The sequence below is a fragment of the Streptomyces sp. NPDC048196 genome, from assembly GCF_040652715.1.
GTDB classification, from domain to species: Bacteria; Actinomycetota; Actinomycetes; order Streptomycetales; family Streptomycetaceae; genus Streptomyces; species Streptomyces siderophoricus.
The window spans coordinates 310,197-332,671 of the sequence record NZ_JBEZMM010000001.1 but is presented as its reverse complement, the minus strand read 5'-3'; the positions used below and the strand labels follow the sequence as shown (position 1 = coordinate 332,671).

Annotated in this window: 24 protein-coding genes; 16 read left to right on the top strand and 8 right to left on the bottom strand. The window is 72.4% G+C overall.

The genetic code is table 11. The features are described from left to right. Positions 1-21 precede the first annotated feature (21 nt). Positions 22-1,707, top strand: a complete 1,686-nt coding sequence (locus tag AB0E02_RS01645) for an amino acid adenylation domain-containing protein (protein ID WP_362134785.1) — start codon at positions 22-24, stop codon at positions 1,705-1,707. Here AB0E02_RS01645 and AB0E02_RS01640 read toward each other — a convergent pair. From AB0E02_RS01640 to AB0E02_RS01630, 3 genes are all read right to left on the bottom strand, one after another. Continuing rightward, positions 1,658-2,197, bottom strand: coding sequence for a hypothetical protein (locus AB0E02_RS01640; RefSeq protein WP_362134783.1), 540 nt, complete (start codon positions 2,195-2,197; stop codon positions 1,658-1,660). The genes AB0E02_RS01645 and AB0E02_RS01640 overlap by 50 nt on opposite strands. Next, the gene (locus tag AB0E02_RS01635; RefSeq protein ID WP_362134781.1) at positions 2,194-2,865 is read right to left on the bottom strand and encodes a hypothetical protein; all 672 of its coding nucleotides are present in this window, start codon (positions 2,863-2,865) and stop codon (positions 2,194-2,196) included. Before AB0E02_RS01635 ends, AB0E02_RS01640 begins: the two co-directional genes overlap by 4 nt. Before the next feature lie 107 nt (positions 2,866-2,972). Then, a complete protein-coding gene (locus AB0E02_RS01630; protein WP_362134779.1) occupies positions 2,973-3,599 on the bottom strand; it encodes a PadR family transcriptional regulator in 627 nt (208 codons plus the stop codon). Between the two features lie 104 nt (positions 3,600-3,703). On the opposite strand from AB0E02_RS01630, the gene AB0E02_RS01625 reads away from it, so the two are divergent. Then, positions 3,704-4,909 (top strand): FAD-dependent monooxygenase, encoded by a 1,206-nt coding sequence (locus AB0E02_RS01625; protein ID WP_362134777.1) that lies wholly within the window; start codon positions 3,704-3,706, stop codon positions 4,907-4,909. A gap of 9 nt (positions 4,910-4,918) precedes the next feature. Here the strand turns inward: AB0E02_RS01625 and AB0E02_RS01620 are convergent, their stop codons facing one another. After that, positions 4,919-5,464, bottom strand: a complete 546-nt coding sequence (locus AB0E02_RS01620; protein WP_362134776.1) for a hypothetical protein — start codon at positions 5,462-5,464, stop codon at positions 4,919-4,921. Between the two features lie 155 nt (positions 5,465-5,619). Here AB0E02_RS01620 and AB0E02_RS01615 point away from each other — a divergent pair, with 155 nt between their 5' ends. Continuing rightward, positions 5,620-5,793, top strand: a complete 174-nt coding sequence (locus tag AB0E02_RS01615) for a CsbD family protein (protein ID WP_362134774.1) — start codon at positions 5,620-5,622, stop codon at positions 5,791-5,793. A 208-nt stretch (positions 5,794-6,001) separates the two neighbouring features. After that, a complete protein-coding gene (locus tag AB0E02_RS01610) occupies positions 6,002-6,931 on the top strand; it encodes an alpha/beta hydrolase (RefSeq protein WP_362134772.1) in 930 nt (309 codons plus the stop codon). Between the two features lie 13 nt (positions 6,932-6,944). Here the strand turns inward: AB0E02_RS01610 and AB0E02_RS01605 are convergent, their stop codons facing one another. Further along, entirely contained in the window at positions 6,945-7,712 is a 768-nt protein-coding gene (locus AB0E02_RS01605) for a class I SAM-dependent methyltransferase (RefSeq protein ID WP_362135540.1), read from the bottom strand. A 440-nt stretch (positions 7,713-8,152) separates the two neighbouring features. Here AB0E02_RS01605 and AB0E02_RS01600 point away from each other — a divergent pair, with 440 nt between their 5' ends. The 3 genes from AB0E02_RS01600 (at position 8,153) to AB0E02_RS01590 (ending at position 9,239) form a co-directional block, all read left to right on the top strand. Next, a complete protein-coding gene (locus AB0E02_RS01600; protein ID WP_362134770.1) occupies positions 8,153-8,326 on the top strand; it encodes a hypothetical protein in 174 nt (57 codons plus the stop codon). Continuing rightward, entirely contained in the window at positions 8,323-8,589 is a 267-nt protein-coding gene (locus AB0E02_RS01595; RefSeq protein ID WP_362134768.1) for a DUF4190 domain-containing protein, read from the top strand. The genes AB0E02_RS01600 and AB0E02_RS01595 overlap by 4 nt, the downstream gene beginning before the upstream one ends. 104 nt (positions 8,590-8,693) lie before the next feature. Continuing rightward, complete coding sequence (locus tag AB0E02_RS01590; RefSeq protein WP_362134766.1) at positions 8,694-9,239, top strand: ferritin-like domain-containing protein; 546 nt, start codon at positions 8,694-8,696, stop codon at positions 9,237-9,239. 90 nt (positions 9,240-9,329) lie between these two features. Here AB0E02_RS01590 and AB0E02_RS01585 read toward each other — a convergent pair whose 3' ends face one another. Next, a complete protein-coding gene (locus AB0E02_RS01585) occupies positions 9,330-9,707 on the bottom strand; it encodes an ATP-binding protein (protein WP_362134764.1) in 378 nt (125 codons plus the stop codon). Between the two features lie 232 nt (positions 9,708-9,939). On the opposite strand from AB0E02_RS01585, the gene AB0E02_RS01580 reads away from it, so the two are divergent. The 3 genes from AB0E02_RS01580 (at position 9,940) to AB0E02_RS01570 (ending at position 12,462) form a co-directional block, all read left to right on the top strand. Then, complete coding sequence (locus AB0E02_RS01580; RefSeq protein ID WP_362134762.1) at positions 9,940-10,242, top strand: hypothetical protein; 303 nt, start codon at positions 9,940-9,942, stop codon at positions 10,240-10,242. Between the two features lie 176 nt (positions 10,243-10,418). Further along, a complete protein-coding gene (locus AB0E02_RS01575) occupies positions 10,419-10,697 on the top strand; it encodes a hypothetical protein (protein ID WP_362134760.1) in 279 nt (92 codons plus the stop codon). A gap of 427 nt (positions 10,698-11,124) precedes the next feature. Beyond that, the gene (locus AB0E02_RS01570; RefSeq protein ID WP_362135538.1) at positions 11,125-12,462 is read left to right on the top strand and encodes a sugar transferase; all 1,338 of its coding nucleotides are present in this window, start codon (positions 11,125-11,127) and stop codon (positions 12,460-12,462) included. 82 nt (positions 12,463-12,544) lie between these two features. On the opposite strand, the gene AB0E02_RS01565 is transcribed toward AB0E02_RS01570, so the two are convergent. Then, positions 12,545-13,489, bottom strand: coding sequence for a GDP-L-fucose synthase (locus tag AB0E02_RS01565; RefSeq protein ID WP_362134758.1), 945 nt, complete (start codon positions 13,487-13,489; stop codon positions 12,545-12,547). A 78-nt stretch (positions 13,490-13,567) separates the two neighbouring features. On the opposite strand from AB0E02_RS01565, the gene gmd reads away from it, so the two are divergent. The 3 genes from gmd to AB0E02_RS01550 are packed head-to-tail and all read left to right on the top strand — an operon-like array spanning position 13,568 to position 16,241. Further along, complete coding sequence (gene gmd / locus AB0E02_RS01560; RefSeq protein ID WP_030796147.1) at positions 13,568-14,581, top strand: GDP-mannose 4,6-dehydratase; 1,014 nt, start codon at positions 13,568-13,570, stop codon at positions 14,579-14,581. Further along, positions 14,578-15,114 (top strand): DapH/DapD/GlmU-related protein, encoded by a 537-nt coding sequence (locus tag AB0E02_RS01555; RefSeq protein WP_362134756.1) that lies wholly within the window; start codon positions 14,578-14,580, stop codon positions 15,112-15,114. The genes gmd and AB0E02_RS01555 overlap by 4 nt, the downstream gene beginning before the upstream one ends. Before the next feature lie 14 nt (positions 15,115-15,128). Continuing rightward, positions 15,129-16,241 (top strand): glycosyltransferase, encoded by a 1,113-nt coding sequence (locus tag AB0E02_RS01550; RefSeq protein ID WP_362134754.1) that lies wholly within the window; start codon positions 15,129-15,131, stop codon positions 16,239-16,241. Between the two features lie 53 nt (positions 16,242-16,294). Here AB0E02_RS01550 and AB0E02_RS01545 read toward each other — a convergent pair whose 3' ends face one another. Continuing rightward, positions 16,295-17,548 carry a glycosyltransferase gene (locus tag AB0E02_RS01545; RefSeq protein WP_362134752.1) on the bottom strand — a complete coding sequence of 418 codons (1,254 nt, stop codon included), beginning with the start codon at positions 17,546-17,548 and terminating at the stop codon, positions 16,295-16,297. A gap of 152 nt (positions 17,549-17,700) precedes the next feature. On the opposite strand from AB0E02_RS01545, the gene AB0E02_RS01540 reads away from it, so the two are divergent. The 3 genes from AB0E02_RS01540 to AB0E02_RS01530 all read left to right on the top strand — a co-directional run bounded on the left by AB0E02_RS01540 (position 17,701) and on the right by AB0E02_RS01530 (position 22,432). After that, positions 17,701-19,191, top strand: coding sequence for a hypothetical protein (locus AB0E02_RS01540; protein WP_362134750.1), 1,491 nt, complete (start codon positions 17,701-17,703; stop codon positions 19,189-19,191). Further along, the gene (locus AB0E02_RS01535) at positions 19,188-20,864 is read left to right on the top strand and encodes a lipopolysaccharide biosynthesis protein (RefSeq protein ID WP_362134748.1); all 1,677 of its coding nucleotides are present in this window, start codon (positions 19,188-19,190) and stop codon (positions 20,862-20,864) included. Before AB0E02_RS01540 ends, AB0E02_RS01535 begins: the two co-directional genes overlap by 4 nt. Positions 20,865-20,941: 77 nt before the next feature. Continuing rightward, positions 20,942-22,432, top strand: a complete 1,491-nt coding sequence (locus AB0E02_RS01530) for an oligosaccharide flippase family protein (RefSeq protein WP_362134746.1) — start codon at positions 20,942-20,944, stop codon at positions 22,430-22,432. Positions 22,433-22,475: the final 43 nt, after the last annotated feature.

Here is a 22,475-nt window from a genome sequence, read left to right as displayed (position 1 = left end):
GCCGACGAACAGGACCCTCCGATGACCTCCGCCGCCCCCTCCCCCACGACGCCGCACCCGTTCGCCACCACCCTCTTCGGACTGTTCGCCGCGAGCGCCGAGCGGCATCCGGAGCGGATCGCGCTGGAGGTCCGGGACGAGGTCCTCACCTACGCCGAACTGGACCGGCTGGCGGCCGGTCTGGCGCAGCGGCTGACCGCCGCGGCCGCGGAGCACGGCACCGGGCGTCCCGCCAAGGTCGGTCTGCTGGCCGCCCGCAGCCTGACCGCCTACGCCGGATATCTGGCGGCCCTGCGCGCCGGCGCGGCCGTCGTCCCGCTGAACCCGTCCTTCCCGGCCTCCCGCATCCTGGCCATCGCGGCCACCACGGACCTGGACGTCATCCTCACCGACGAGGACTCCGCCCGGGCGGCCCGACTCCTCACCGCCCAGGCGGCGGAGGACGGCACGCCGCTGCCGCCCGTGCTCGCCCTCACCCCCGCCGAGCTGACCGGGCTGCGCACTCCCGGCGCCGAGGACGGGCCCGCCTCCCCCGCCGCCCCCACCTCCGCCGAGGACATCGCCTACGTCCTCTACACCTCCGGCTCGACCGGCCGGCCGCGCGGCGTGCCCATCCGGCACGCCAACGTCCTGCCGACCCTCCGGTGGCTGGTCGAGGAGCACGGCTTCGGCCCTGAGGACCGGCTCTCGCAGAACGTCGAGCTCTCCTTCGACGTGGCGGTGCTCGAACTGTTCACGACCTGGTCGGTCGGTGCGGCGCTGGTGGTCCCGCGGCCGAACGACGTGGTGCGCCCGTCGGCCTTCGTCAGCGCCAAGCGGATCACCCGCTGGTTCTGCGTACCGTCCGTCGGCAGCATCGCGGCCCGGACGAACGCGCTGGTCCCGGACTCGATGCCGACCATGGCCGGGGTGATGTTCGGCGGCGAACGGCTGCTCAGCGAGCAGGCCGAGCAGTGGGCGGCGGCCGCGCCCGGCGCGCGGCTGTGGAACCTGTACGGCCCGACCGAGGTGGCGATCGTCTCCACGGCGCACGAACTGGGCAGCGGCAGTTCGCTGCGACCGGCCGGTTCCAACGGGACGCTGCCGATCGGCCGGGTGCCGGACCACCTGGAGCACGTCGTCCTCGACGATGCGGGCGAGCCCGCGGAGACCGGTGAGCTGTGCCTGCGCGGCAGCCAGCGCTTCGACGGCTATCTGGACCCCGTCGACAACGTCGGCCGGTTCCTGGAGTGGCGCCCGGGCGCCCGCGCCGTGATCCACGACGGGACCGCGCCGCTGACCCGGGACCACTGGTACCGGACCGGTGACCGGGTCCGGGTCGAGGACGGCGCGCTGGTGTTCCTGAGCCGCCTCGACCATCAGGTCAAGGTCCGGGGCCAGCGCATCGAACTCGGCGACGTGGACGCCGCGTTGGCCCGCCACCCCGCCGTACGGGACGCGGTCGCGCTGGTCCGCGAGACCGGGGAGGACTCCGTCCTGGTCGCCTACTACTCCGGCGAGCCCACCGCGGCCGCGGAACTGACCGGCTTCCTGCGCCGTCTGGTGCCCGTCTACATGATCCCGGGTTCCTTCACCCACCTCGCCGAACTCCCGCTCAACACCAACGGCAAGGTCGACCGCGCCGCGGTCGCGGCCCATGACCGCGGGAGGGCCGGCGCTACCGCGCGGTCCGCCACGCCACCTCTTCGGGAGTCATCGGCGCAGTGATGCTGTACACGTCCCCGACCTGCAGGTCGTCCGGCGTCCGGTACTCCTCCTTGGCGCCGATCACGCTGACGCCCACCCACGAGTCGGGGTTCCAGAACAGGCGGTAGCAGGGTTCCTGACCGGACGGGATCTCCCGCAGCACGGTTCCGCGGTTCGCCAGCAGCCGCTGCAGTTTCGCGAACCGCAGTCTGCGGGCGAACCGTCCGTACCTGGACCGGATCTCCCCGTTGACGACCTGGCCGCCGTGGGCGAGCCGGTGGACCTGCAGGGTGAAGTGGTGCCCGGCCCAGGGGCCGTCGCCGGCCTCCCGCTGCCAGAAGAACTCCGCGAGTCCGTAGTCCCGCCACATGTGGTGACGCCCGGACCGGTTCTCCGCGAAATCCGTACCCAACGTGCCGGTCACCCGGTCGGGTTGATCGGTCGGCCTCGCGCCGAGCACCGTTCCCGACGTCACGACGTCCAGGTAGAACGCCAGGGAATGGGGGGTCACTTCACCTCCTGCGGCAGGGGCGCGCCGGGCAGTGCGGGCCTGGCCGTGCCGGGGGTGAGACCCGCCCGGGCGGCGACCGCGAGGGCCGCCTCGATGTCGAAGGGGCGGGCGCGCTCCGGATCGGCGTGGCGCAGGACGGGCAGCAGGACCTCGGCGTCCAGCGCGCCGGCACGGGCCGCGTCGAACGCCGCGTCGGCGAGGCGGTACGCCTGCCGCAGGTCGTCCGCGTCGGTGCAGTCCTCGAAGAGCCGCTCGCCGGACCCGCTGTAGGGGGCTCCCACCAGGGCGCTGCCGTCGTCCTGCGCCGGGTCGGTGGGCACCTCGCCCCAGGTGCCGTGCTCGTCCACCCAGCAGAAGAAGCCGATCGGTGCCCTGGCCCGGACGACGCTCCGCAGCGGCCCGGCGTCGTCCTGCCAGGCGTCGCGGAGCCAGCCGGGCGCGTCGGAGAGCGCCTGGGGCAGTGCGTCGTAGAGGTCTCCGGGCAGGTCGTGGTCCTTGCCCATGACGATCGCCCGGCCGCCCTCGAAGGGCATCAGCTGCCACCAGTTGCTGCTGCCGTCGTCATGGAACAGTCCGGTCTCCTCGACCCAGTAGCCCTGCTCCGGCCCGGCGGCGTGTAGGACGGCCATGACCGCGCCCTCCAGCCACAGCTCCGTCGGATTCCACACGGTGGTTCTTCCCTTCGTAGGCGCATGGGCGCATGGGCGCACAGTCGTCGCGGCCGAGGACGGGGGCCGGCCCGTGGACAAGGTAGGTGAACGGGAGCGGAGCCCGCTCAACCGCCCGAGGACGCACCCGAGTTCTGCTGCTCGTCGAAGGCCGCGAGCATTTCCGGGGACCAGGTCAGTCGGCCGTTGTGCAGGTCAGCGGTCACCGCGCGGACCCAGCGTTCCTCGGCATCGACCATGGCCAGCAGGTATTCGTGCTCGATGAGGGTGACGCGCGGGACGCCGTCCTCGGTGTGGACGGCCAGTCGGGACGCCAGGTCGGCGCGCTGGGCCGCGAGGCGTTCGGCGCGCCGCTCCAGCACGTCCAGCGCCTCGGCCGGGGTGAGCATGGGCAGGTTGGACAGGGCGGCCGGGAAGACGGGGAATTCGCCCTTCGGTACGGCCAGCATCTGGTCCAGCCACTCGCGGGCGACCGCCCGGCCCTCGTCCGTGACCTCGTAGACGGTGCGCTCGGGGTACTGCTGGTCGCGCTCGGTCTGCCGTACGGCGATCAGCCCGCCCGTGTGGAGCCGCTCGATGGTGCGGTACAGACCGGCCCGCTGGCCGACGTTGACCACCTGTTCCTTGCCCCACTGCTTGATCAGCTGCTGGATGCCGTACGGGTGCAGCGGCTTGTAGTGCAGCAGCGCCAGGACGGTCAGGGCGAGCGGCGAACTCTTCACGGGAGCGGTCATGCCGGTAGCGTAGCGAGGCGAGACTAGTTGCATTGCAACTAGGTGCAGTGCAACTATGGAGAGCGGGAGCCCGCCGGCCGGCGGGCGCATCCTCGGGAGGGGTCATGAGCGTCAACGGCACTCAGGACGGGCGCGGCGGCGCGGCCGTGCGGACGGCACTGGTCATCGGGGGCGGGGTGGCGGGCCCGGTCACCGCACTCGCACTGCGCAAGGCGGGCATCACGGCGACGGTCCACGAGGCCTACCCCGCGGCCGCGGACGGGGTGGGCGCCTGGCTGGCCCTGGCCCCCAACGGCCTTGCGGCGCTGCGGGCGATCGGCGCCGGCAAGGCGGTGGAGGACCTCGGGCAGCCGGTGCCCGGGATGGTGATGGCGGACGGCGCCGGGCACCGCTTCGCCGCCTTCGACGGCTTCGCCGAGCTGCCGCCCAGCCTGGCGATGCCCCGCGCCGCGCTCTACCGTGCGCTCACCGATCACGCCGCCGACGAGGGCATCCCGTTCGCGTACGGCAAACGGCTGGTGGGCGCCGAGGAGACCCCCGAGGGCGTCACCGCGCGGTTCTCCGACGGCACGTCGGCGACCGCCGACATCCTGATCGGCGCCGACGGCATCCGCTCCACCGTCCGCACCCTGATCGACCCGCACGCGCCCGAGCCGGAGTACGGGGGCGTGCTGAGCTTCGGCGGGTACGCCACGGACAGCGGCGTCGAGGCCGCGCCCGGCACGATGTATTTCGCCTTCGGCCGCACCTTCACCGGCCACTGGCGCGGCCCGGACGGCCGGTTGATCTGGTTCGCCGGGCTGCCGACCGACACCCCGCCGGACCCGGCCGGCATGGCGCGGGTCCCGGCCGCCGAGTGGCTGGCCGCGCTGCGCGAGGCCTATGCGGGCCATGTCCCGGGCGAGCGGCTGCTGCAGCACACCGACCCCGACGAGCTGATGGCGGTCGGCCGGATGGAACGCATGCCGTCGGTGCCGCACTGGCACCGCGGCCGCATGGTCCTGGTGGGCGACGCGGCACACGCCCCGTCCTCCAGCTCGGGCCAGGGCGCCTCGCTGGCCATCGAGAGCGCGGTGGAACTGGCCCGCTGCCTGCGCGATCTGCCCACGCCCGCCGAGGCGTTCCACGCCTACGTCGGGTTGCGCCGGGAGCGGGTGGAGGCCGTCGGGCGGAACGCGGCCGCCGCCAACAAGGTCAAGGCCGGCAAGTCCGACCTCGGGGCCGCGGCCGCCCTCCCCACCCCCGAGCAGATGCTCCGCCCGCTCCACTTCCACCGCATCGACTGGGCGGAGACGGTGGCGGGGAGCTGACGGCGAGGGTCACCGGATGACCGCCTCCGCGGGGGCGGTGCCGGGTTCGTCGTCGCCCAGCGCGGTGAGGGCCCTGGCGGCCCGGTGCTGCTCGGGGCTCATGCCGAGCAGCCCGGCTCCTCCGCTGTCCTCGCTCTCGTACAGCCGCAGCTGACCGTCCGCGTGGCTGCGCAGGATGTCGCGCGCCTCGTCGGTGCCGAGGTCGAGGGCAGTGGCGATCTGCCTCCAGGTGGCGCCCAGTTGCAGCGCCTCGTGCACGGTCTCCGCACGGTATTGCTCGACGGCGCGGGCGATCCGGACGCCGAGCGCGAGCTGCGCCAGCGCGTCCCCCGCATCGCCCCGCTCATCGGGCCCCCGGTACGCGGCGGGCAGCCGGCGGTCGGCCAACCGCTCCCCGTGGGCGAAGTGCTTCTCCGCCATCCAGGACAGCGGTGTGGTCACCGGTACGTCCTCGGGGCACCGGACCGTGCGGGCCTGCCACTGCTCGTACTCGTGGCGGCGCTCCTGGTCGTGGTGGCGCTCGTGGTCGGGTGCGAACTCGCGGTGGTCGCTCATCGGTGGTGTCGTCTCCCTCCGTCGGGCGTCTTCCGTAGTGGAAGGACCACGGACATGTGCCCCGTTCGGGCGGATCGATTCTTGCGTTTGCACCGGGGCGTCCCGGGCAAACGGCTCTTCGTCAAGGAACGGCTCGACAGCAAGGGAGCACGACCATGACTGCCGGCAAGAAGACCTCTGCGAAGACCGAGCAGATCAAGGGCGCCGTGAAGGAAACCGTCGGCCGCGCCGTGGGCAACGAGCGGCTGACGGCGGAGGGCCGCGCGGAACGGGCCAAGGGCGATCTGCGTCAGGCCGGGCACAAGGCCCGGGACGCCATGGAGCGATGACCGCGTCGCACGGCCGCTTCGGCGGCGACACCGGCGGCGAGGTGGGCAGAGCCCGCAGAGTGTGAGGCGGTGGCCCGGCGGATTCCCCCTCCGCCGGGCCACCGCCGTGCCCGCGCGTGTCGATGACGGGCGGGAGCCGGGCCGCTTGGCACAGTCGCAGGGGGCGCGCCCCCACGACCGGCGACTCGACTCTGCGGAAGGCCCATCGGTGACGGAACGCGAGACCGGGACGGCGGCGGCGAACGGCGCCGGGGCCGAGCTGGAGGTCAGGACCGTACGCACACCCACGCTGGACACGGCCTACGCCGTCAGCGGCCCCGAAACCGGGCGCCCGGTCGTGGCGGTGCACGGCTGGCCGGACGACATCCACTGCTGGGACGGCGTACTGCCCGCCCTGCACACCGCCGGATGCCGCGTCTACCGCCCGTATCTGAGGGGGTTCGGCCCGACCCGCTTCCGCGATCCGGCCCGGCCGCGCAGCGGGCAGATCGCGGCGCTCGGCAGCGACCTCGGCGAATTCCTCGACGCACTGGACCTCGGCGACGTCGTCCTGGCCGGGCACGACTGGGGCGCCCGCGCCGCGTACGTGGTCGGCGCGCTCTGGCCGGAGCGGGTACGCGCCATCGCGGCGCTGTCGGCCGGATACGCGACCCACCGCCCGGACGCACCGCTCCCCTACGCGCTTGCGCAGGCGTACTGGTACGAGTGGTTCGTCGCCACCGGCCGCGGCCGGCGGGCCATGGTGCAGGACCGGCGCGCCTTCTGCCACTACCTGTGGACGGCCTGGTCCCCCGGCTGGGACTTCTCGCAGGAGGAGTTCGACGAGACGGCCGCGGCGTGGGACAACGAGGACTGGGCGGACGTGACCGTGCACGCCTACCTCCACCGCTGGGGCGAGGCCCCCGGCGACCCCGCGTACGACACCGTCGAGGAACGCCTCGCCGCCCCGGCCCCGATCCAGGTGCCGACGATCGTGCTGCACGGCGCGGAGGACGCCGACAACCTCCTGGGCACCACCGCCGGCAAGCAGCAGCTGTTCGCCGACGGCTACACCCGTCAAGTCCTGGGCGGCGTAGGCCACTTCCCGCCCCGTGAGGCACCGGAATTCACCGCCGAGGCCATCCTCAGCCTCTGCTAGAGGTCTTCCCCCGTCACGACCGTTGCGGTCGCGTGTCGCGCCGTAGCAGTGCGGTCCAGAGGAAGGGCTCGCCGAAGTGCGGGGAGCTGGGCGGCTCGTCGTGCATGCGGCGGAGTTCCACCACCGTCAGGTCGGCGAAGATCCGGCGCAGGGACTCGGGGGTGTAGGCGAGGCCGCCGTGCAGACCGGTGGACCGGCGGTAGAGGTCGGCGTCACCGAGCTCGGAACCGCCCCGCTCCTCGCCCGGCGCGAAGCAGGTCAGGGCGAGATGGCCACCGGGGGCCAACGCGCGGTCCAGCAGGGCGAGGTAGCTGACGCGGCGGTGCGGCGGCAGATGGTGGAAGCAGCCGGAGTCGTGGATCAGGTCGTACGGGCCGTGGAGCGGGGCACCGTCGTCGGAGCCGACGAGGGTGAAGGCGTCGCCGCAGTGGAAGGTGATGTCGGCCCCGGCCTCCCGGGCGCGGTCCTCGGCCCAGGCGACCGCCGCCGGGGAGAGGTCCACGGCGTCCACCCGGAAGTTCCGGGCGGCGAGGTGGAGGGCGTTGCGGCCCGGCCCGCACCCCAGGTCGAGCGCGCGCCCGGGAGCGACCAGGCCGCGGTCGAGGTAGGAGACCAGGTTCTCGTCGGGCTTCGCCACGAAGAACGGCACCGGCCTGGAACGGTCGGCGTAGAAGCCGTCCCACCAGGAGGCCGCACCGGCCGTCCAGCGGTCGGTCTCCGGCGCGAGCAACCCGTCCAGGAGCCGGAGTACATCGTCGACGCTGCGGATGTGACGGTCGATCGGGCCGGTCCTGTCCTCAGGGCTCCCGCCGCCGTTCGCCCCTTCCTCCCTGCCCTTCCGGCCCTTCCCTTCCTTCCTTTCCTGCCTCATTCGCCCTCCCCGTTCCCGTCCGCTTTTCGGTGCTCATTCCGTCCGGCGATCGTAGGTCCGGTGCCGTCCGGGACCCCGTTCCGGCGATGTGGGCGGACGCCGTGACAGGCCGTCCGGGCGGCTCGGACAAGGGCGGGAAGGAAGTCGGTAAGGGGTGGGGGTGAAATGGCTTCCGGGGTCCCCGGAGCGGCCGGGAAGGCGGCGATCTGCGCCGCGCCGAGCTGATTTTTCCGGCGATCCCCGGGTACCAGCGTTCGTGCAAGCCGCCGCAATGGAGCGGCCGGTGCCCGTCGGTGCCGGCAAACGCGCTGCGCGTCCGCCGGCCCCCTAGGGAAAGGCACAGGCACACCATGCTCTTTCTGGTCGTAGCAGTCTTCCTCTTCGGCGTGCTGCTGGGGACCGCAGGCCATGTCCCCGCGGCCGTCACGGTCGTCGCCGGGATCGCGATCGCGGCGTGGCTGACGGTGTTCTTCGTCCGCGAGCGCCGTAAGGCGACGACCTCGTCGAAGGGGGCGCACCGATGACGTCCACCTGGCTCCCGTTGAAGACCGGCCCGCATCCGCAGGCCGACCGCATGGCCGTGACCTCGTTCGTCTGCGGGCTGATCGGGACGCTGATCTTCAACGTCTTCTTCGGCCCGTGCGCGCTGGTCTTCGGCTTCTTAGCGCTCCGCCGCGGGACGATCCGCCGGCTGCGGGCCTGGCTGGGACTGGCCTTCGGCGTGGCCGATCTGGTGCTGCTGGTCGTCGTGTCGATGGCCACCGGGACGGTGAGCTGGCACGTCTAGACCGGACAACGGCACAGGCGAAACCGGACGCGTCCCCTCACCCGAAGTGGGAGACCAGCGGAATACGATCAACGAAAGTCGATCAATGGAAAGGGAGAAAAGTCATGGCTGATTTCCTTACCGACATCGAAACCATCCGCGCCCGCGCCCGCCAGGAAATCGAAAAGGGTCCGGTGACCGATGCCTACGGCGCCGATCTGGAACGCGTGCTGCAGGTGCTGAACGAGGCACTGGCCACCGAAATCGTGTGCACGCTGCGGTACAAGAGGCATTACTACACGGCTTCCGGGCTCTATTCGGAGCCGGTCGCGGCGGAGTTCCTGGAACATGCCGCGGAGGAACAGCAGCACGCCGACAAGATTGCCCGGCGCATCGTGCAGCTCGGCGGGGAGCCCGACTTTCACCCGGACACGCTGACCCAGCGGGCGCACGCGGGCTATGACGCGAGCGCCGACCTGCTGGAGATGATCAAGGAGGACCTGGTGGCCGAACGGGTGGCCATCGCCGCGTACACCGAGATCGCGCAGTGGCTGGGCGACGGCGATCCGACCACCCGGCGGGTGTTCGAGGACCTGCTGGCGCAGGAGGAGGAGCACGCGGACGATCTGCGCGGGCTGCTGGAACGCATTCCGCAGTCCGGACGGGCCTGACAGCGGCCCGGGCCCTTTCCACACGAGGCCCGGGCCCTTTCCATACCAGGCCACGTCACCCCGGAGCGGAGCACGTCAGGGCATATCGATTCACATCAGGTCAAGCGTGACAGTGATGGCCTTACCGCCGCGGGCCGTGGGAACGATGCTGACGGAGGTGGCGAGTTGGCGCACCATGGGCCAGCCGTAGCCGCCGATGTCCCCCGGCTCGTGGCGGGAGGCCAGCACGGGGTGGTGCGGGCTGGCGTCCTCGACGAGGAGGGTGAGGCGGTTACTCGTGATGCGCGCGGTGAAGGCGATCAAGCCGTCCGTGTGCCGCTGGGCGTTGGTGACCAGCTCGGACGTGATCAGCAAGGCATCCGTGAGCTTCATCGCCTCCACGGGGCCAGGGTGGGCCTTCAAGAGGTCGTTGACGCGATCGCGTGCCTGCGCGGCCGTGGCCGGTATGTGGGACGCTGCCTGGGTCACCGTTTCCCCCCTCCTCCGAACCGGGCCGATCTTCGTGACACCCCTGCGTCTACCCGCGTTGTGCGGATTATCGCCAGCATTCTCGATGGACCCGCCCACGTTACGGCGCCCGGGCCCCGGAGGACACCGGTTGTGATGCAGCTCGCCGCCCCGGTGCCGGGAATCGGGCCGGACGGCTACGCTCCTTGCACACACCTCCCGTCGCCACCGCCGCACAAGGACGATCCCACCCGTGAAGAAGAGCGCGATAGCCGGCCTCTGCACCCTCGGCCTGCTCGTGGCCGCCGGCGCCTACGAAGGCATCGCCATCGCCAGTGACCCGCTGACCCTCGCCGAATTCAACGCGATCAAGGCGGGCAGCAGTGTGCGGACCCTGCTCCGTTACGCGAGTACCTGCCAGCAGGAGAACAAGACCGAGCCCGCCGACAACTACCCCGTGACCTGGACGTGTTACGGCGCCGACGGCAGCAGCAACGCGGTGTTCTTCTATTCCGAGGGCGTGCTCTTCAGCAAGTCACAGACGGGGCTTCAGTAACGCCTCACACCCCTCGTCACATAAGTCGGATTATCCGCCTCATTTGCCTTATGTCTGCATTCGGTAAAGCCCTCGGTGTTGACCGGGCACGCGCCGTCCCGCGGGTGCATTCTCCTTGCTGCCCGGCCAGAGCCGGGGCATCTCGCAGCATGGCAATGCAGAAAGGCATGATCCTCATGATTGACGGATTCAAGCGCGCCTTCGCACTGGGCGCCGCCACCGTTGCCCTCACCGGGGGCATGGCCCTCTTCTCGGTGGGTTCCGCCTCGGCCACGACGCCGCAGCACGACGACCACACGGCGTCCAGGCACGTCGACCGGGGCCACTGTCGCGTGGTCCACGGCCGCTGGGTCCGGGTCTGGCACCCGGCCTGGCAGGACCGGCGCGGGCACCGCCACCCCGGCTACTGGACCCGGACCTGGCACCGGACACACCTGGTGTGCCACCGGCACTGACACTGAGCACCTGACGCGATAGGCACGTGAGCCCCGGGGCTGGATCACATCCCCGGGGCTTCTGTGTCTCTTGCTTCTGGAAGGCCCCGAAGTGGAGCATGCCTGCACGCGCTTGTAAACAACGAGGCACAAGAACACTCAAAATAGGTAAACCTCAGCAGTCGGACGCACCGTGCTCTAGCGTTCACCTCCGACACGGAGGCGGTCGAGTACCGGGGGGTCCGACCGCACCGGACGTGAGGGGACGACCAAGTGGGGGGTCATGGGGTTGTTCGAAGCTGCCGGATCACGGGTGATCGCGTCATCCGCCGGGACAGCCAAGCTGGAACGCACATCGCAACAGCGCGAGGAAAGCAGGCACCGATCCACCGAACAGCGGCTCTTACAGGTGGCGTTGGCCGCCGATCTCCTCGGTGCGCTGGTGCCGATGGGGGCCGTCTGCGCCGCGACCCGGCAACCGCAGCCGCTGCTCGTCGCGGCGCTCGCCGGCGCCGCCTGGCTGGCCGTGGGAGCGGCAAAGAATCGTTACTCCAAAGATGAGTTGGGCGGCAGCGGTGCGGTGCTGCCGATCCTGCGGGACTGGCTGACCGTCCTGGGCGTGCTGGCCGTCACCTGCGTCGTGGCGCGGATCGACGTCTCCACCGAGATCTGTGTGCTCGCGCTGGTGCCGGGGCTGGCGCTGGCCGTGCTGCGGCGCAAGCTCGTGCACCGCTATCTGCAGCGTGTACGCCGGCGGGCACAGGCGCTGCGCCGGGTGCTGCTCGTCGGGGAACCGGGCGCCGTCGACCTGGTGTTGGAAGAGATGGCACACCGTACCGATCACGAGTACGTGGTCGTCGGTGGCTGCCTGGTCGGCGAGGAGGACACGGACTCGGCGCTGCCGGTACCGGCCCGGCTGACCTTCGACGGGGACGGGCCGGACGGCACGCAGGACGGCGAGACCGTGCTGCGGTGTGCGGCCGAACTCGACGCCGATCTGGTCTTCGTGGCGCCCGGCCGCCGGATGTCCGCCGAGCGGGTGCGCCGGCTGGCCTGGGCGCTGCACGACGAGGGACGGGATCTGGCCATACTTCCGGGGCTGATCGACGTGTCCCGGCACCGGGTCCGGCTGGCGAAGGCCGCCGGACTGACGGTGATGCACATAGACCCGGCGGCACGACGGGGGCTGCCGGTACTGCTGAAGCAGACCACGGACCGGGTGGGGGCGCTGCTGTTGCTGGTGCTGCTCGCCCCGCTGTTCGCCATGGTGGCGGCGGCGATCCGGCTCACCTCCGCCGGCCCGGTCTTCTACTGGCAGATACGGGTGGGCCGCGATCTGCGGCCCTTCCGGATGTGGAAGTTCCGCACCATGGTCGCCACCGCCGACCGGATGCGGGCCGCGCTGGAGTCGGCGAACGAGCACGACGGGGCGATGTTCAAGATCCGGCGAGATCCCCGGGTGACCCGGGTGGGCCGGGTGCTGCGCCGGCTCTCGCTGGACGAACTGCCCCAGCTCTTCAACGTCCTTGCGGGCCATATGTCCCTGGTGGGGCCGCGGCCACCGCTGCCCGAGGAGGTCGAGCGGTACGACGGGACGGAGCTGCGCCGGCTGTCGGTCAAGCCGGGGCTGACCGGCCTGTGGCAGGTCAGCGGGCGGTCCGATCTCTCCTGGGACGAGACCGTGCGGCTGGACCTGAGTTACGTGGACAACTGGTCCTACGGCCGGGACATCGGCGTGCTGGCCCGTACGGTCCGGGCAGTGCTGGACGGCCGCGGTGCGTACTGAGCGGGTCGGCCGGCCCGGGTGTGCGGCCGGTGCGGACGCTCGTGGGAGCGGCCGCCGTGCGCACACCCGGGGCCCGGCCCTCTCACGCCGGGGCCGGCTGCGACCGCCAGGCTGCGTAGGTCGCGGCGATGCCGTCCGCGAGCGGGACGGTCGGCGACCAGCCCAGGGCGCGCATCGTGCTGATGTCGAGGAGCTTGCGCGGGGTGCCGTCGGGGTGGGACGGGTCGAAGGCGATCCGTCCCGCATAGCCCACGACGGAGGCGACGCAGGAGGCGAGTTCGGCGATGGTGAGGTCCTCACCGCAGCCGACGTTGACCGGGTCCTCGCCGTCGTGGCGGCGCAGCAGCAGCTCGCAGGCCGCGGCGAGGTCGTCGACGTGCAGGAATTCGCGCCGTGGGGTGCCGGTGCCCCAGAGGGTGACCTCGGGCCGGTCCTGTTCCTTCGCCTCGTGGAAGCGGCGGATCAGTGCGGGCAGGACGTGCGAGGTCTCCAGATCGAAGTTGTCGCCGGGGCCGTAGAGATTGGTCGGCATGGCGGAGATGAAGGAGGCGCCGTACTGCCGTCGGTAGGAGCGGATCTGGACCAGGCCGGCGATCTTGGCTATCGCATACGCCTCGTTGGTGGGCTCCAGCGGCCCGCTGAGCAGGGCGTCCTCGGTGATGGGCTGGGGGGCGTGCTTGGGGTAGATACAGCTCGACCCGAGGAACAGCAGCCGGCGCACGCCTGCCTGGTGGGCGCCGGCGATGACGCTGAGCTGGATGCTCAGATTGTCCTCCAGGAACTGCACCGGCTGGGTGCTGTTGGCCATGATTCCGCCGACCTTGGCGGCAGCCAGGACGACGGCGTCGGGCCGGGCGGTGCGCAGCCAGTCCGCGGTGGCGGCGGCATCGCGCAGGTCGAGTGCGGTGCGGGGACGGGTCAGTACGTCGTAACCCTGCGCGGACAGCCGCCGGGCCACGGCGGAGCCGACCAGGCCCCGGTGGCCGGCGACGAAGACCCGGGCGGGCGGGGGCAGCAAGTCATCCATGGTCCGGATTGTGGCAGTGGAACCGTTACATCCACCGGCCATTTCAGGAAATAACAACGTTTCTCGTGGGGGGAAGCCATGACCAAAACCGCAGTGATCACCGGCATCACCGGCCAGGACGGTTCGTATCTCGCGGAATTGCTGTTGAGCAAGGGCTATGAAGTGCACGGGCTGATGAGACGCTCGTCGAGCTTCAACACCGAGCGCATAGACCACATCTACCAGGACCCGCACACCCCGGGGCGCCGGCTGCTGCTGCACCATGTCGACCTGTCCGATGGGGTCGCGCTGGTGAACCTGCTGCGCGACCTGCAGCCGGACGAGGTCTACAACCTCGGCGCGCAGTCCCATGTCCGGGTCTCCTTCGACGCCCCGCTGTACACCGGCGACGTCACGGGGCTGGGTGCGCTGCGGCTGCTGGAAGCCATCCGTGCCAGCGGCGTGCAGACCCGGCTGTACCAGGCGTCGTCCTCGGAGATGTTCGGCGCCACCCCGCCGCCGCAGAACGAGACGACGCCCTTCCACCCCCGCAGCCCCTACGGCTGCGCCAAGGTGATGGCCTACTGGTCCACCGTCAACTACCGCGAGGCGTATGGGCTGTTCGGGGTCAACGGGATCCTCTTCAACCACGAGAGCCCGCGGCGCGGCGAGACCTTCGTCACCCGGAAGATCACCCGCGCGGTGGCCCGCATCCAGGCGGGTCTGCAGCAGCACCTGTATCTCGGCAATCTCGACGCCGTCCGCGACTGGGGTTATGCGCCCGAGTACGTGGAGGCGATGTGGCTGATGCTCCAGCGGGACGAGCCCGACGACTACGTGGTGGCGACCGGGGTGGCCGCGACCGTACGCGACTTCCTGCACGCCGCGTTCGACTGCGTGGGGCTGGACTGGGAGCGCAGCGTCCGGTTCGACCCGAAGTACGAGCGGCCCAGTGAGGTGGACGCGCTGATCGGCGATCCGTCCAAGGCGAAGCGGCTGCTGGACTGGTCGCCGAAGGTGCAGTACGACGAGCTGGCGCGGATCATGGTCGAGTCCGACATACGGCAGCTGGAGGACGAACTCTCCGGCCACCGGGTGCGGGTGGACCGATGACCACGTCCGTCACCGCCCGCCGGCTGCGCGGCTTCACCGGCGCCGGCTACGACAAGGGCCGCGGCCTGCTGACCCAGGCCCTCTGGTTCGCCGTGCTCAACCTGTTCTTCGTGAAGTGGTGGTTCCCGCCGCGGCTGCGCCCCGGGGTGCTGCGCGCGTTCGGCGCGCGGGTCGGTGACCGGGTGCTGATCCGGCACCGGGTCCGGGTGCAGTGGCCGTGGAAGCTCACCATCGGCGACGACGTCTGGGTGGGCGAGGACGCCTGGCTGATCACGCTGGAGCCGATCACGATCGGCCATGACGTCTGTGTGTCCCAGGGCGCCGTGCTGTGCACCGGGAGCCATCAACGCCGGTCGCCCACCTTCGAGTTCGACAATGGACCGATCCGTCTGGAGCCCGGCGCGTGGGTGGCCGCCCGCGCCATGGTGCTGCGCGGGGTCACCGTCGGTGCGGGCGCGGTGGTCGGCGCGGGCGCGGTCGCCCACCGGGACGTGCCCGCGGGGGCCGTGCACACGACCGGGGGTGCCCGGTGAGGATCAGCCATGTGGTGACCCTGATCAGCGACGACGGCGCGTACGGCGGGCCGGTGAGCGTGGCCACCGGGCAGCTGGCCGAACTGGCCGCGCGCGGGCACGAGGTCGAGCTGATCGCGCTGTGGCGCGGCCGGGGCGGCCCGCCGCGCACCGTGGACGGGGTGCCGCTGCGGGCCCGCCCCGCACGCACGCTCGTCCCGGGACAGGGGTTCCTCGGCCTGTTCCACCCGGGGCTGCTGCCGCTGCTGTGGCGGGCCGCGGGCCGGGCCGGCGCCCTGCATCTGCACGCCGGCCGCGATCTGGTGTCGCTGGCCGCGCTGGCCGTCGCCGTACTGCGCCGCCGGCCGTTCGTGGTGCAGACGCACGGCATGGTCCAGCCGCGGTCGTCGGCCGTCGCCCGGCTCTTCGACCGGGTCTATGTGCCGCTGCTGCGCCGGGCGGCCGCGGCGCTGGTGCTCACGGACGAGGAGGAGGCCGGGCTGCGGCGGGTGCTGGGGCCGCGCGGGCCGCGCGGGCCGCGGCTGGTCCGGCTGCACAACGGGGTGCGGCAGGGGGCGAACGAGGCGGTGGTGAGGTTGCCGGCCGAGGTGCTGTTCCTGGCGCGGCTGCAGGCCCGTAAGCGGCCCGAGGCGTTCGTGCGGATGGCGGCGCTGGTGCACCGCAAGCGCCCCGACGTGATGTTCCCCGTGTACGGCGCGGACGAGGGACGGCTCGGTGCCGTCCGGCGGCTGATCGCCGACGAGGGGCTCGGCGAGGTGGTGACGTACGGCGGGGCGCTGGACCACGGGACCGCGGTGGAGCGGACCGCGCGGGCCGCGGTGTATGTGCTGCCGAGCGTCGAGGAGCCCTTCCCGATGAGCGTGCTGGAGGCCCTGGCCGTCGGCACGCCGGTGGTCTGCACGGACCGCTGCGGGATCGCCGGTGCGCTCCGGCGCCGCGGCGCGGCCCTGGTGACCGACGGTTCGCCGGAGCAGCTGGCCGATGCGGTGCTGCGGCTGCTGGAGGACGAGGAATTGCGGCATCGGGTGGTGCGGGCCGGCTGGGCGGCGCTGGACGAGGAGTTCTCGCTCGCCGCGGTGGCCGACCGGCTGGAGGAGCACTACCGGTCCCTCTCGGGAGGCGGATGAGCCGGGTGGCGGCGGGGCTCCGGCCCCGCCGCCGGTACCGCACGGACCGGGGCCTAACGGCCGCCGGCCCGGCCGGCCATGGCCAGCCGCAGCAGGGCGGTGATCCGCGCCAGTCCGGCCCGGCTGCTGAGCCGTTCCTCGGCGTAGCGGGGACCGCGGGCGCCCAGCCCGGCGGCCCGTACGGGGTCCTCGGCGAGCGCGCGGACCTCGGCCAGCAGCGCCTTGGGGTCCTCCGGAGCGATGACCGTCCCGGCGCCCGAGCGGAGGACCTCCTGAGCCGTACCGCCTTCGGCCGCCACCGAGGCGATCACCGGCCGGCCGGCCATGAAGTACGAGGTCAGCTTGGACGGCAGGCTCATGTCGAGCACGGACGCCTTCTGCGTCACGGCGAGCACATCGGCGGCCGCGAGCACCTCGGGGAACTCCTCGGCGTCGGCCGGCGGGAGGAAGGTCAACGCGCGGACGCCGGCGCCCAGCCGTTGCAGGTCGGCGCGCTGGTTGCCGTCCCCCATGAGCACGATCCGTACCGGGGCTGCTTCGCGGTCGGCGAGCCGGGCCGCCTCGACCAGCACCTCCAGCCCTTGTTTCAGGCCCATGTTGCCGGCGTGCAGCAGCACGGTCTCGTCGGCCGCCCAGCCCAGCCGGGCCCGGGTCCGCTCGCGGTCGCCGCGCGGGCCCGTCACGTGCGTCCAGTTGGGCACCACGTGGATCCGTTCGCGGGGCACGCCCATCGCCGTGACCCGGGCGACGAACGACTCGTGCACCACCCCGACGACGGCGGCGCCGCGCAGGACCCGGGCCTCGACGGCTCCGGCCAGGGCCGCGGCCCGGCCCCCGCCCTGGATGCCGCTCTGCTCGGCGGCCGCGCCCATCAGGTCCTGGACGACCACGACATGCGGCACCCCGGCCCGCCGCGCCAGCCGGCCGCCCAGCACTCCCCCGGCCAGGGTGGGCATCTGGGTGAGCACCACATCGGGCCGGACCGGCGGCGGTGCCAGCACGCCGTGCGCCAGGATGCTCGCCTCGAACAGCGCCCGCCGGGCGGCGGTCTGCCGGGCCGGTACGGTGTGCCGCCGGCGGTGCACGGTCACCCCGCCGCGGTGCTCCCGCATCCGCCAGCGGCCGCGGTAGCCCTCCGCCACCCGCCAGGACGGGTAGTGCGGCAGGCCCGCGAGGACATGGGTGTCGGCCCCGGACGCGGCGAGGTGCTCGGCCACTTGCGTCGAGTACGGCCCTATTCCGGTGTGCTCGGGTGCGTAGTTGGTCGAGACGACCAGCACGCGCCGTCCGTCGAACGAGTCTTCCACGTATGCCCCCCTCTGGGTGTGCCGGTCATCGTAGAAGTGGTCAGGGCGTCCCGGACTGTGAATTGGGTTGCGATTGTGTCCCGAAGCCACTCTTGTCATCCGATGTCGCTTAGATTGTGGGCCGCTGCAGGGGAGTTGGGGGAGGTGGGCGGGTGAGGGCGGGGCGTCGGACGGCCGGCGGGCCCGGGCGTGCGGTGGCCGCGCTGGGCTGCTGGGCGCTGCTGCTGGTGGTGTTGCTGCCGCTGCTGGTGCTGCGGTCGCTGGACGCCCGCTTCGGTGCCGCGCTCGCCGTCCAACTCGTGGTGGTGGTGCACACCGGTGCGGCGCTGGCGCGGGTGCTGACGGATGTCCGGGCCCGGCTGATCGCGTTCGGTTTCTGGCTGTTCTCGTACGTGTGGCTGGGGCTGGCGCCGCTGGCGATGCTCGCCACGGACGCGTATCCACGCGGGTTCGTGGTCGATGCGCACTCCGCGTTCGTCTCCACCGCGCTGGTGGAGACGGGACTTCTGGCGTACAGCGCGGGGTCGGCGGTGGCCGCCTGGCGGGCCGGCCGTGGGTCCGCGGTCCTCGAACCGCTGCTCGCGCGGCGCCTGGCGCCGGGGCGGGTGCTGCTGCTGTGCGGGGCAGCACTGTTGCTGGCGGTGGTGCTGATCCCGCAGCAGGGCGGGCTGGCGGCGTTCTTCCTCAGCCGGCAGGCGGCCAACGAGGCGGCGGCGCTCGCCGAGCCGGCGGGGTCGGCGGACCGGGCGATGGCGGCCTGGCTGCTGTCGGTGCCGGCGTTCTGGGCGCTGGTGGCACTGGTCCACGTGCCGCGGTTCCCGGCCGGCGACCGGATTCTGCGCGGTCTGCGGTGGCTGTTGCTGCCGCTGCTGGCCGCGGTCAACGTGATCGTCAACAATCCCGTCAGCCAGCCGCGGTTCTGGGCCGGGACGGTGCTGCTGGCGCTGGTCTTCGGCGCGTCCTGGCTGCGCGGGCCGCGGGCGTTCCGGGTCGGAGCGGCGGCGGTGGCGGCCGTGGTGCTGGTGGTGTTCCCGTACAGCGACTACTTCCGTTACGACAAGCGGGAGCCGGTCCGCATCGTCTCGCTGGCCGAGCAGTTCACGTCCAACGGGGACTACGACGCGTTCCAGCAGATCGAGACGGGGGTGGACTACGTCCGCACCCATGGCTTCACGCCGACGGCCGCGCTCGGGCCGCCGCTGTTCTTCGTGCCGCGCGCCGCGTGGCCCGGCAAGCCGGACGACGCGGGCATCCTGCTCGCCCGGCACGCGGGGTACTCCTTCGAGAACCTCTCCGCACCGCTGTGGATCGAGTCGTACATGTGGGCCGGGTTCCCGTCGGTCGTCGCGGTGTTCGGTCTGATCGGCGCGGTGGGGCGGCGGATCGACGAGCTGCGGCACCGGCTGCGGCGGCACCGGGGCACCCTCGCGGCGCTGCTGGTCCCGGCGTTCGGCTTCTACCAGCTGGTGTTGCTGCGCGGCAGCCTCATGGCGATCGTCGGACCGCTGGCGCTGCTGGTGTGCATCCCGCTGCTGATCACCCGCAAGCCGGGGCGTCCGTCCCCGCCCGCGGCCGCGCCGGAGCCGGTGGCCCCGGCGGACCGCACCGCACCGTCGCTATGCACAGGAGGAACACGTACGTGAGCGTCTTCGACGAGCCCGCGGAGGAACCGGACCAGATCCGCGACCAGTTGCGCCGGCTCTTCCGGTACCGGGCGTTCATCCTGCTCGGCCTGGTTCTGGGCCTGCTCGGTGGCGGTGCGGTGTTCGTGTTGGGCGGCCCGACCTATACGGCGACGGGCGAGGTGGTGGTGCATGCCATCAGCACCGCGCCGTTCGAGGCCGGCGGGGTCTCGGCGGACAAGCAGATCAGCATGGGCACCGAGCGGCAGATCGCACAGAGCGCGTCGGTGGCGGCCGGTGCGGCCAAGGCCCTGGGGGAACGCACGGATCCGGCCGTTCTGCAACGCGATCTGCGGGTGAGCAATCCGCCCGAGACCCAGACCCTGCTGTTCGAGTACAGCGCGGATTCCGCGGACCGGGCGTCCGCGCTGGTCAACGCGTTCGTCCAGGCCTACCTGACGTACCGTCAGGAGACCGCGGCGCAGCGGATCGAGACCACGGTCAGCAAGCTCGGGGACGAGCTGAAGCCGCTCATGGCGCAGCGGAAGGTGCTGGACCGCCGGATCGCGGACGCGGGCGGCGGTGCCGGGCGGGCCGCCGACGAGTCCGAGCGCAGGGACCTGGTGTCGCAGATCACCGACCTGCAGGGCCGGATCTCCAGTCTGAAGTCCCTGGACACCACGCCGGGCGACATCGTGCGCAAGGGCGATCCGCCGGCCTTCCCGTCCAGCCCCGGGCTGGCGGTGCTGCTGCTCGCCGGTGCGGTGGCGGGGCTGGTGCTGGGCATCCTGGCGGCGTGGGTCCGGTCGGTGCTGGAGCCGCGGGTCCGGTCGGTGGCGGACGTGCAGGACAATCTGCGGGCCCCGGTGCTGGGCATCCTGCCGCGGCGGCGGGGCGGCGAGCAGGTGCTGGAGGTGGGCCGGTCCGGGCACGGCAACCGGGCGGAGGCCTATCGCACCATCGCCTTCCGGCTCATGCACGACCTGCGGTTCTCCGGTACGGACAGCCTGCTGATCGTCTCCCCGCGGGAGAACGCGGAGGCGGTGCCGGTCGCGGTCAATCTGGCCGGCGCGTTCGCCGAGATCGGCAACGACATCCTGCTGGTGGAGGCGGATCTGCGGACGCCGCGACTCGCCCAGCGGCTGCCGCTGCGGCCCGGTCACGGCCGGCCGGTCCCGGGCAGCTGGGCGGAGGGCGAACGGCTCGCGGTGGAGGCGGGGGTGGACGGCCGGTTCGAGCTGCTGCCCGGGCGTGAAGTCCCCAATCCGGCCCGGGTGTTGTCCTCGCCGCAGTTCGCGCGGTTGCTCAACGCGCCGTCGGGCCCGGACGAGCGGGTCGTGGTGGTCACCGGGCCGCTGCTCTCACACGCGGACGGGCTGGCCGTCGCCAAGCAGGGCGCCGGTGTGGTGGTGGTCTGCGACCTCAACGAGGTGCGCCGGGACGATCTGGACCGGGTGTGGGAGCTGATCACCGGCGCGGGCGGGCACATTCTGGGGGCCGTGCTGGACAAGGGGCGCCGGGGCCCGTCGCTGCGCCGGCTGACGGACGGCGGGCCGACCCGCCGCAAGCGCGGCCGGCACCAGCCCCGGACGACCGTGGTGGCACCGTCCGTGCGGCCCGGTCCGCCGGCTCCGCGCACCGGCCCGGTGGCGGCGGACGGCGCGTCCGCCGATGCCCGACCGCTGCGCGGGTGACCGGCGTCCGCCCGGCGGGCCCGGGCAGCGCGACGACGGCAACCGGCGTCCGACGCAAGGAGTTTGGTGCGGCCGGCGTGCGGACGACGGCCCGCGGGAGCCTGTTCGCGCTGGCCGGTTCCGCGGCGAACGCGGTGTTCGGGTTCCTGCTGGTGGCCGTCGTCACACAGGGGCTCGGGGCCCGCGGGGCCGGTGCGGTCTTCACCGCGGTCGCGGCCTTCACCATCCTGAGCAACGCCCTGAAGCTCGGGGCCGACACCGCGCTGGTCCGTTTCGTCTCCCAGGACCTGGAGCTGACCGATGGGTCCGGGGTGCCGGGGCTGCTGCGGACCGCGGTGCTGCCCGCGCTGGTGGCGAGCGGGGCCGGGGCCGCGGTGCTGCTGTGCTCCCCCGGGCTCGCCGGCCGGCTGCTGCCCGAACTGGACCCGGGGCAGGCCGGTGCCGTGCTCCGGCTGTGTGCGGTGTTCCTGCCGGTGACGACGGTGACGCTGGTGCTGCTCGGTGCGACCCGGGGGTACGGGTCGGTGGTGCCGTTCGTGGGCGTGGAGCAGATCGGCAAGCCGGTGCTGCGGGTGCTCCTGGCGGTGCCGCTGGTGCTGTGGGCGCCGAGCGTCTCCGGGGTCTGGGCGGCCTGGCTGCTGCCCGGGGTGCTGGGCGCGGTGGCGGCCGGTATCTCACTGCGGCGGTCCCGGCGGGCGCATCCCGGAACGGGCCGGCCGCCGCCGCGGATCCGGGAGTTCTGGGCGTTCGCGGGACCGCGTGCGGTGTCGTCGCTGTTCGACATCGCCGCGGTGTGGATCGGCGTGATCCTGCTGTCGGTGCTGGGCACGAGCGCGGAGGCCGGCGTCTACACGGCGATCGGGCGGCTGATCACCGCCGGGACGCTGCTGCAACTGGCGGTCCGGCTGGCGGTGGCGCCGCAGATCAGCCGGCTGCTGGCGGGCGGTGACGCGGACGCGGCACAGCGGCTGCACCGGCACTCGACGCGGTGGATCGCCCTGTTCTCCTGGCCGGTGTTCGTGCTGCTCGCGGCCTTTCCGCGCACCGTGCTGTCGGTGTTCGGCAACGGCTTCGCCGACGGCGCGCCGGGGCTGGTGGTGCTGGCGGTGGCCGCGGCGGTCAACGTCGGGGTGGGCAACGCCCAGACCGCGCTGCTGATGGCCGGGCGGAGCGTGGCGAACCTTGCCGTGGCGGGGTCCGCGTTCGTGGTCCAGGTGGGCAGCGGGGTGTGGTTGGTGCCGCGGTACGGGGTGCTGGGCGCCGCGGTGTCCTGGGGGCTGGCGATCGTCGTGGACAACGGGGTCTCGGCGCTGCTGGTCCGCCGGCGGCTGGGGTTCCGCACCGTGGACCGGGGCTATGTGCTGGCCGCGCTGGCCGGGCTCGGAGCGGTGTCGTGCGGGGCGTTCGGTATGCGGGCGCTATGGGGGGACAGCGTGGCCGCTGTGCTTTTCGCAATGGTTTTTTCAATCGGGGCGTTCGGCGCCCTCGTCTGGCGCTATCGTTTGCCGCTGGGGGTAGGGGAGTTCTTCGGTGCGCTGCGCAAGCGCAGTTCGGAAAACTCACGGTGAACGCTGGTCGCAATTCCACACGGAAATCAACTCGTTCGCGCTT

Bases quoted from the DNA above. Each gene is read 5' to 3' on its own strand.
- AB0E02_RS01630 (WP_362134779.1), bottom strand. From the start codon at position 3,599: ATGACCGCTCCCGTGAAGAGTTCGCCGCTCGCCCTGACCGTCCTGGCG.
- AB0E02_RS01555 (WP_362134756.1), top strand. From the start codon at position 14,578: ATGACCACGTCCGTCACCGCCCGCCGGCTGCGCGGCTTCACCGGCGCC.
- AB0E02_RS01620 (WP_362134776.1), bottom strand. From the start codon at position 5,464: ATGAGCGACCACCGCGAGTTCGCACCCGACCACGAGCGCCACCACGAC.
- AB0E02_RS01575 (WP_362134760.1), top strand. From the start codon at position 10,419: ATGATTGACGGATTCAAGCGCGCCTTCGCACTGGGCGCCGCCACCGTT.
- AB0E02_RS01645 (WP_362134785.1), top strand. From the start codon at position 22: ATGACCTCCGCCGCCCCCTCCCCCACGACGCCGCACCCGTTCGCCACC.
- AB0E02_RS01565 (WP_362134758.1), bottom strand. From the start codon at position 13,489: ATGGATGACTTGCTGCCCCCGCCCGCCCGGGTCTTCGTCGCCGGCCAC.
- AB0E02_RS01615 (WP_362134774.1), top strand. From the start codon at position 5,620: ATGACTGCCGGCAAGAAGACCTCTGCGAAGACCGAGCAGATCAAGGGC.
- gmd (WP_030796147.1), top strand. From the start codon at position 13,568: ATGACCAAAACCGCAGTGATCACCGGCATCACCGGCCAGGACGGTTCG.
- AB0E02_RS01570 (WP_362135538.1), top strand. From the start codon at position 11,125: ATGGGGGCCGTCTGCGCCGCGACCCGGCAACCGCAGCCGCTGCTCGTC.
- AB0E02_RS01590 (WP_362134766.1), top strand. From the start codon at position 8,694: ATGGCTGATTTCCTTACCGACATCGAAACCATCCGCGCCCGCGCCCGC.
- AB0E02_RS01595 (WP_362134768.1), top strand. From the start codon at position 8,323: ATGACGTCCACCTGGCTCCCGTTGAAGACCGGCCCGCATCCGCAGGCC.
- AB0E02_RS01625 (WP_362134777.1), top strand. From the start codon at position 3,704: ATGAGCGTCAACGGCACTCAGGACGGGCGCGGCGGCGCGGCCGTGCGG.
- AB0E02_RS01600 (WP_362134770.1), top strand. From the start codon at position 8,153: ATGCTCTTTCTGGTCGTAGCAGTCTTCCTCTTCGGCGTGCTGCTGGGG.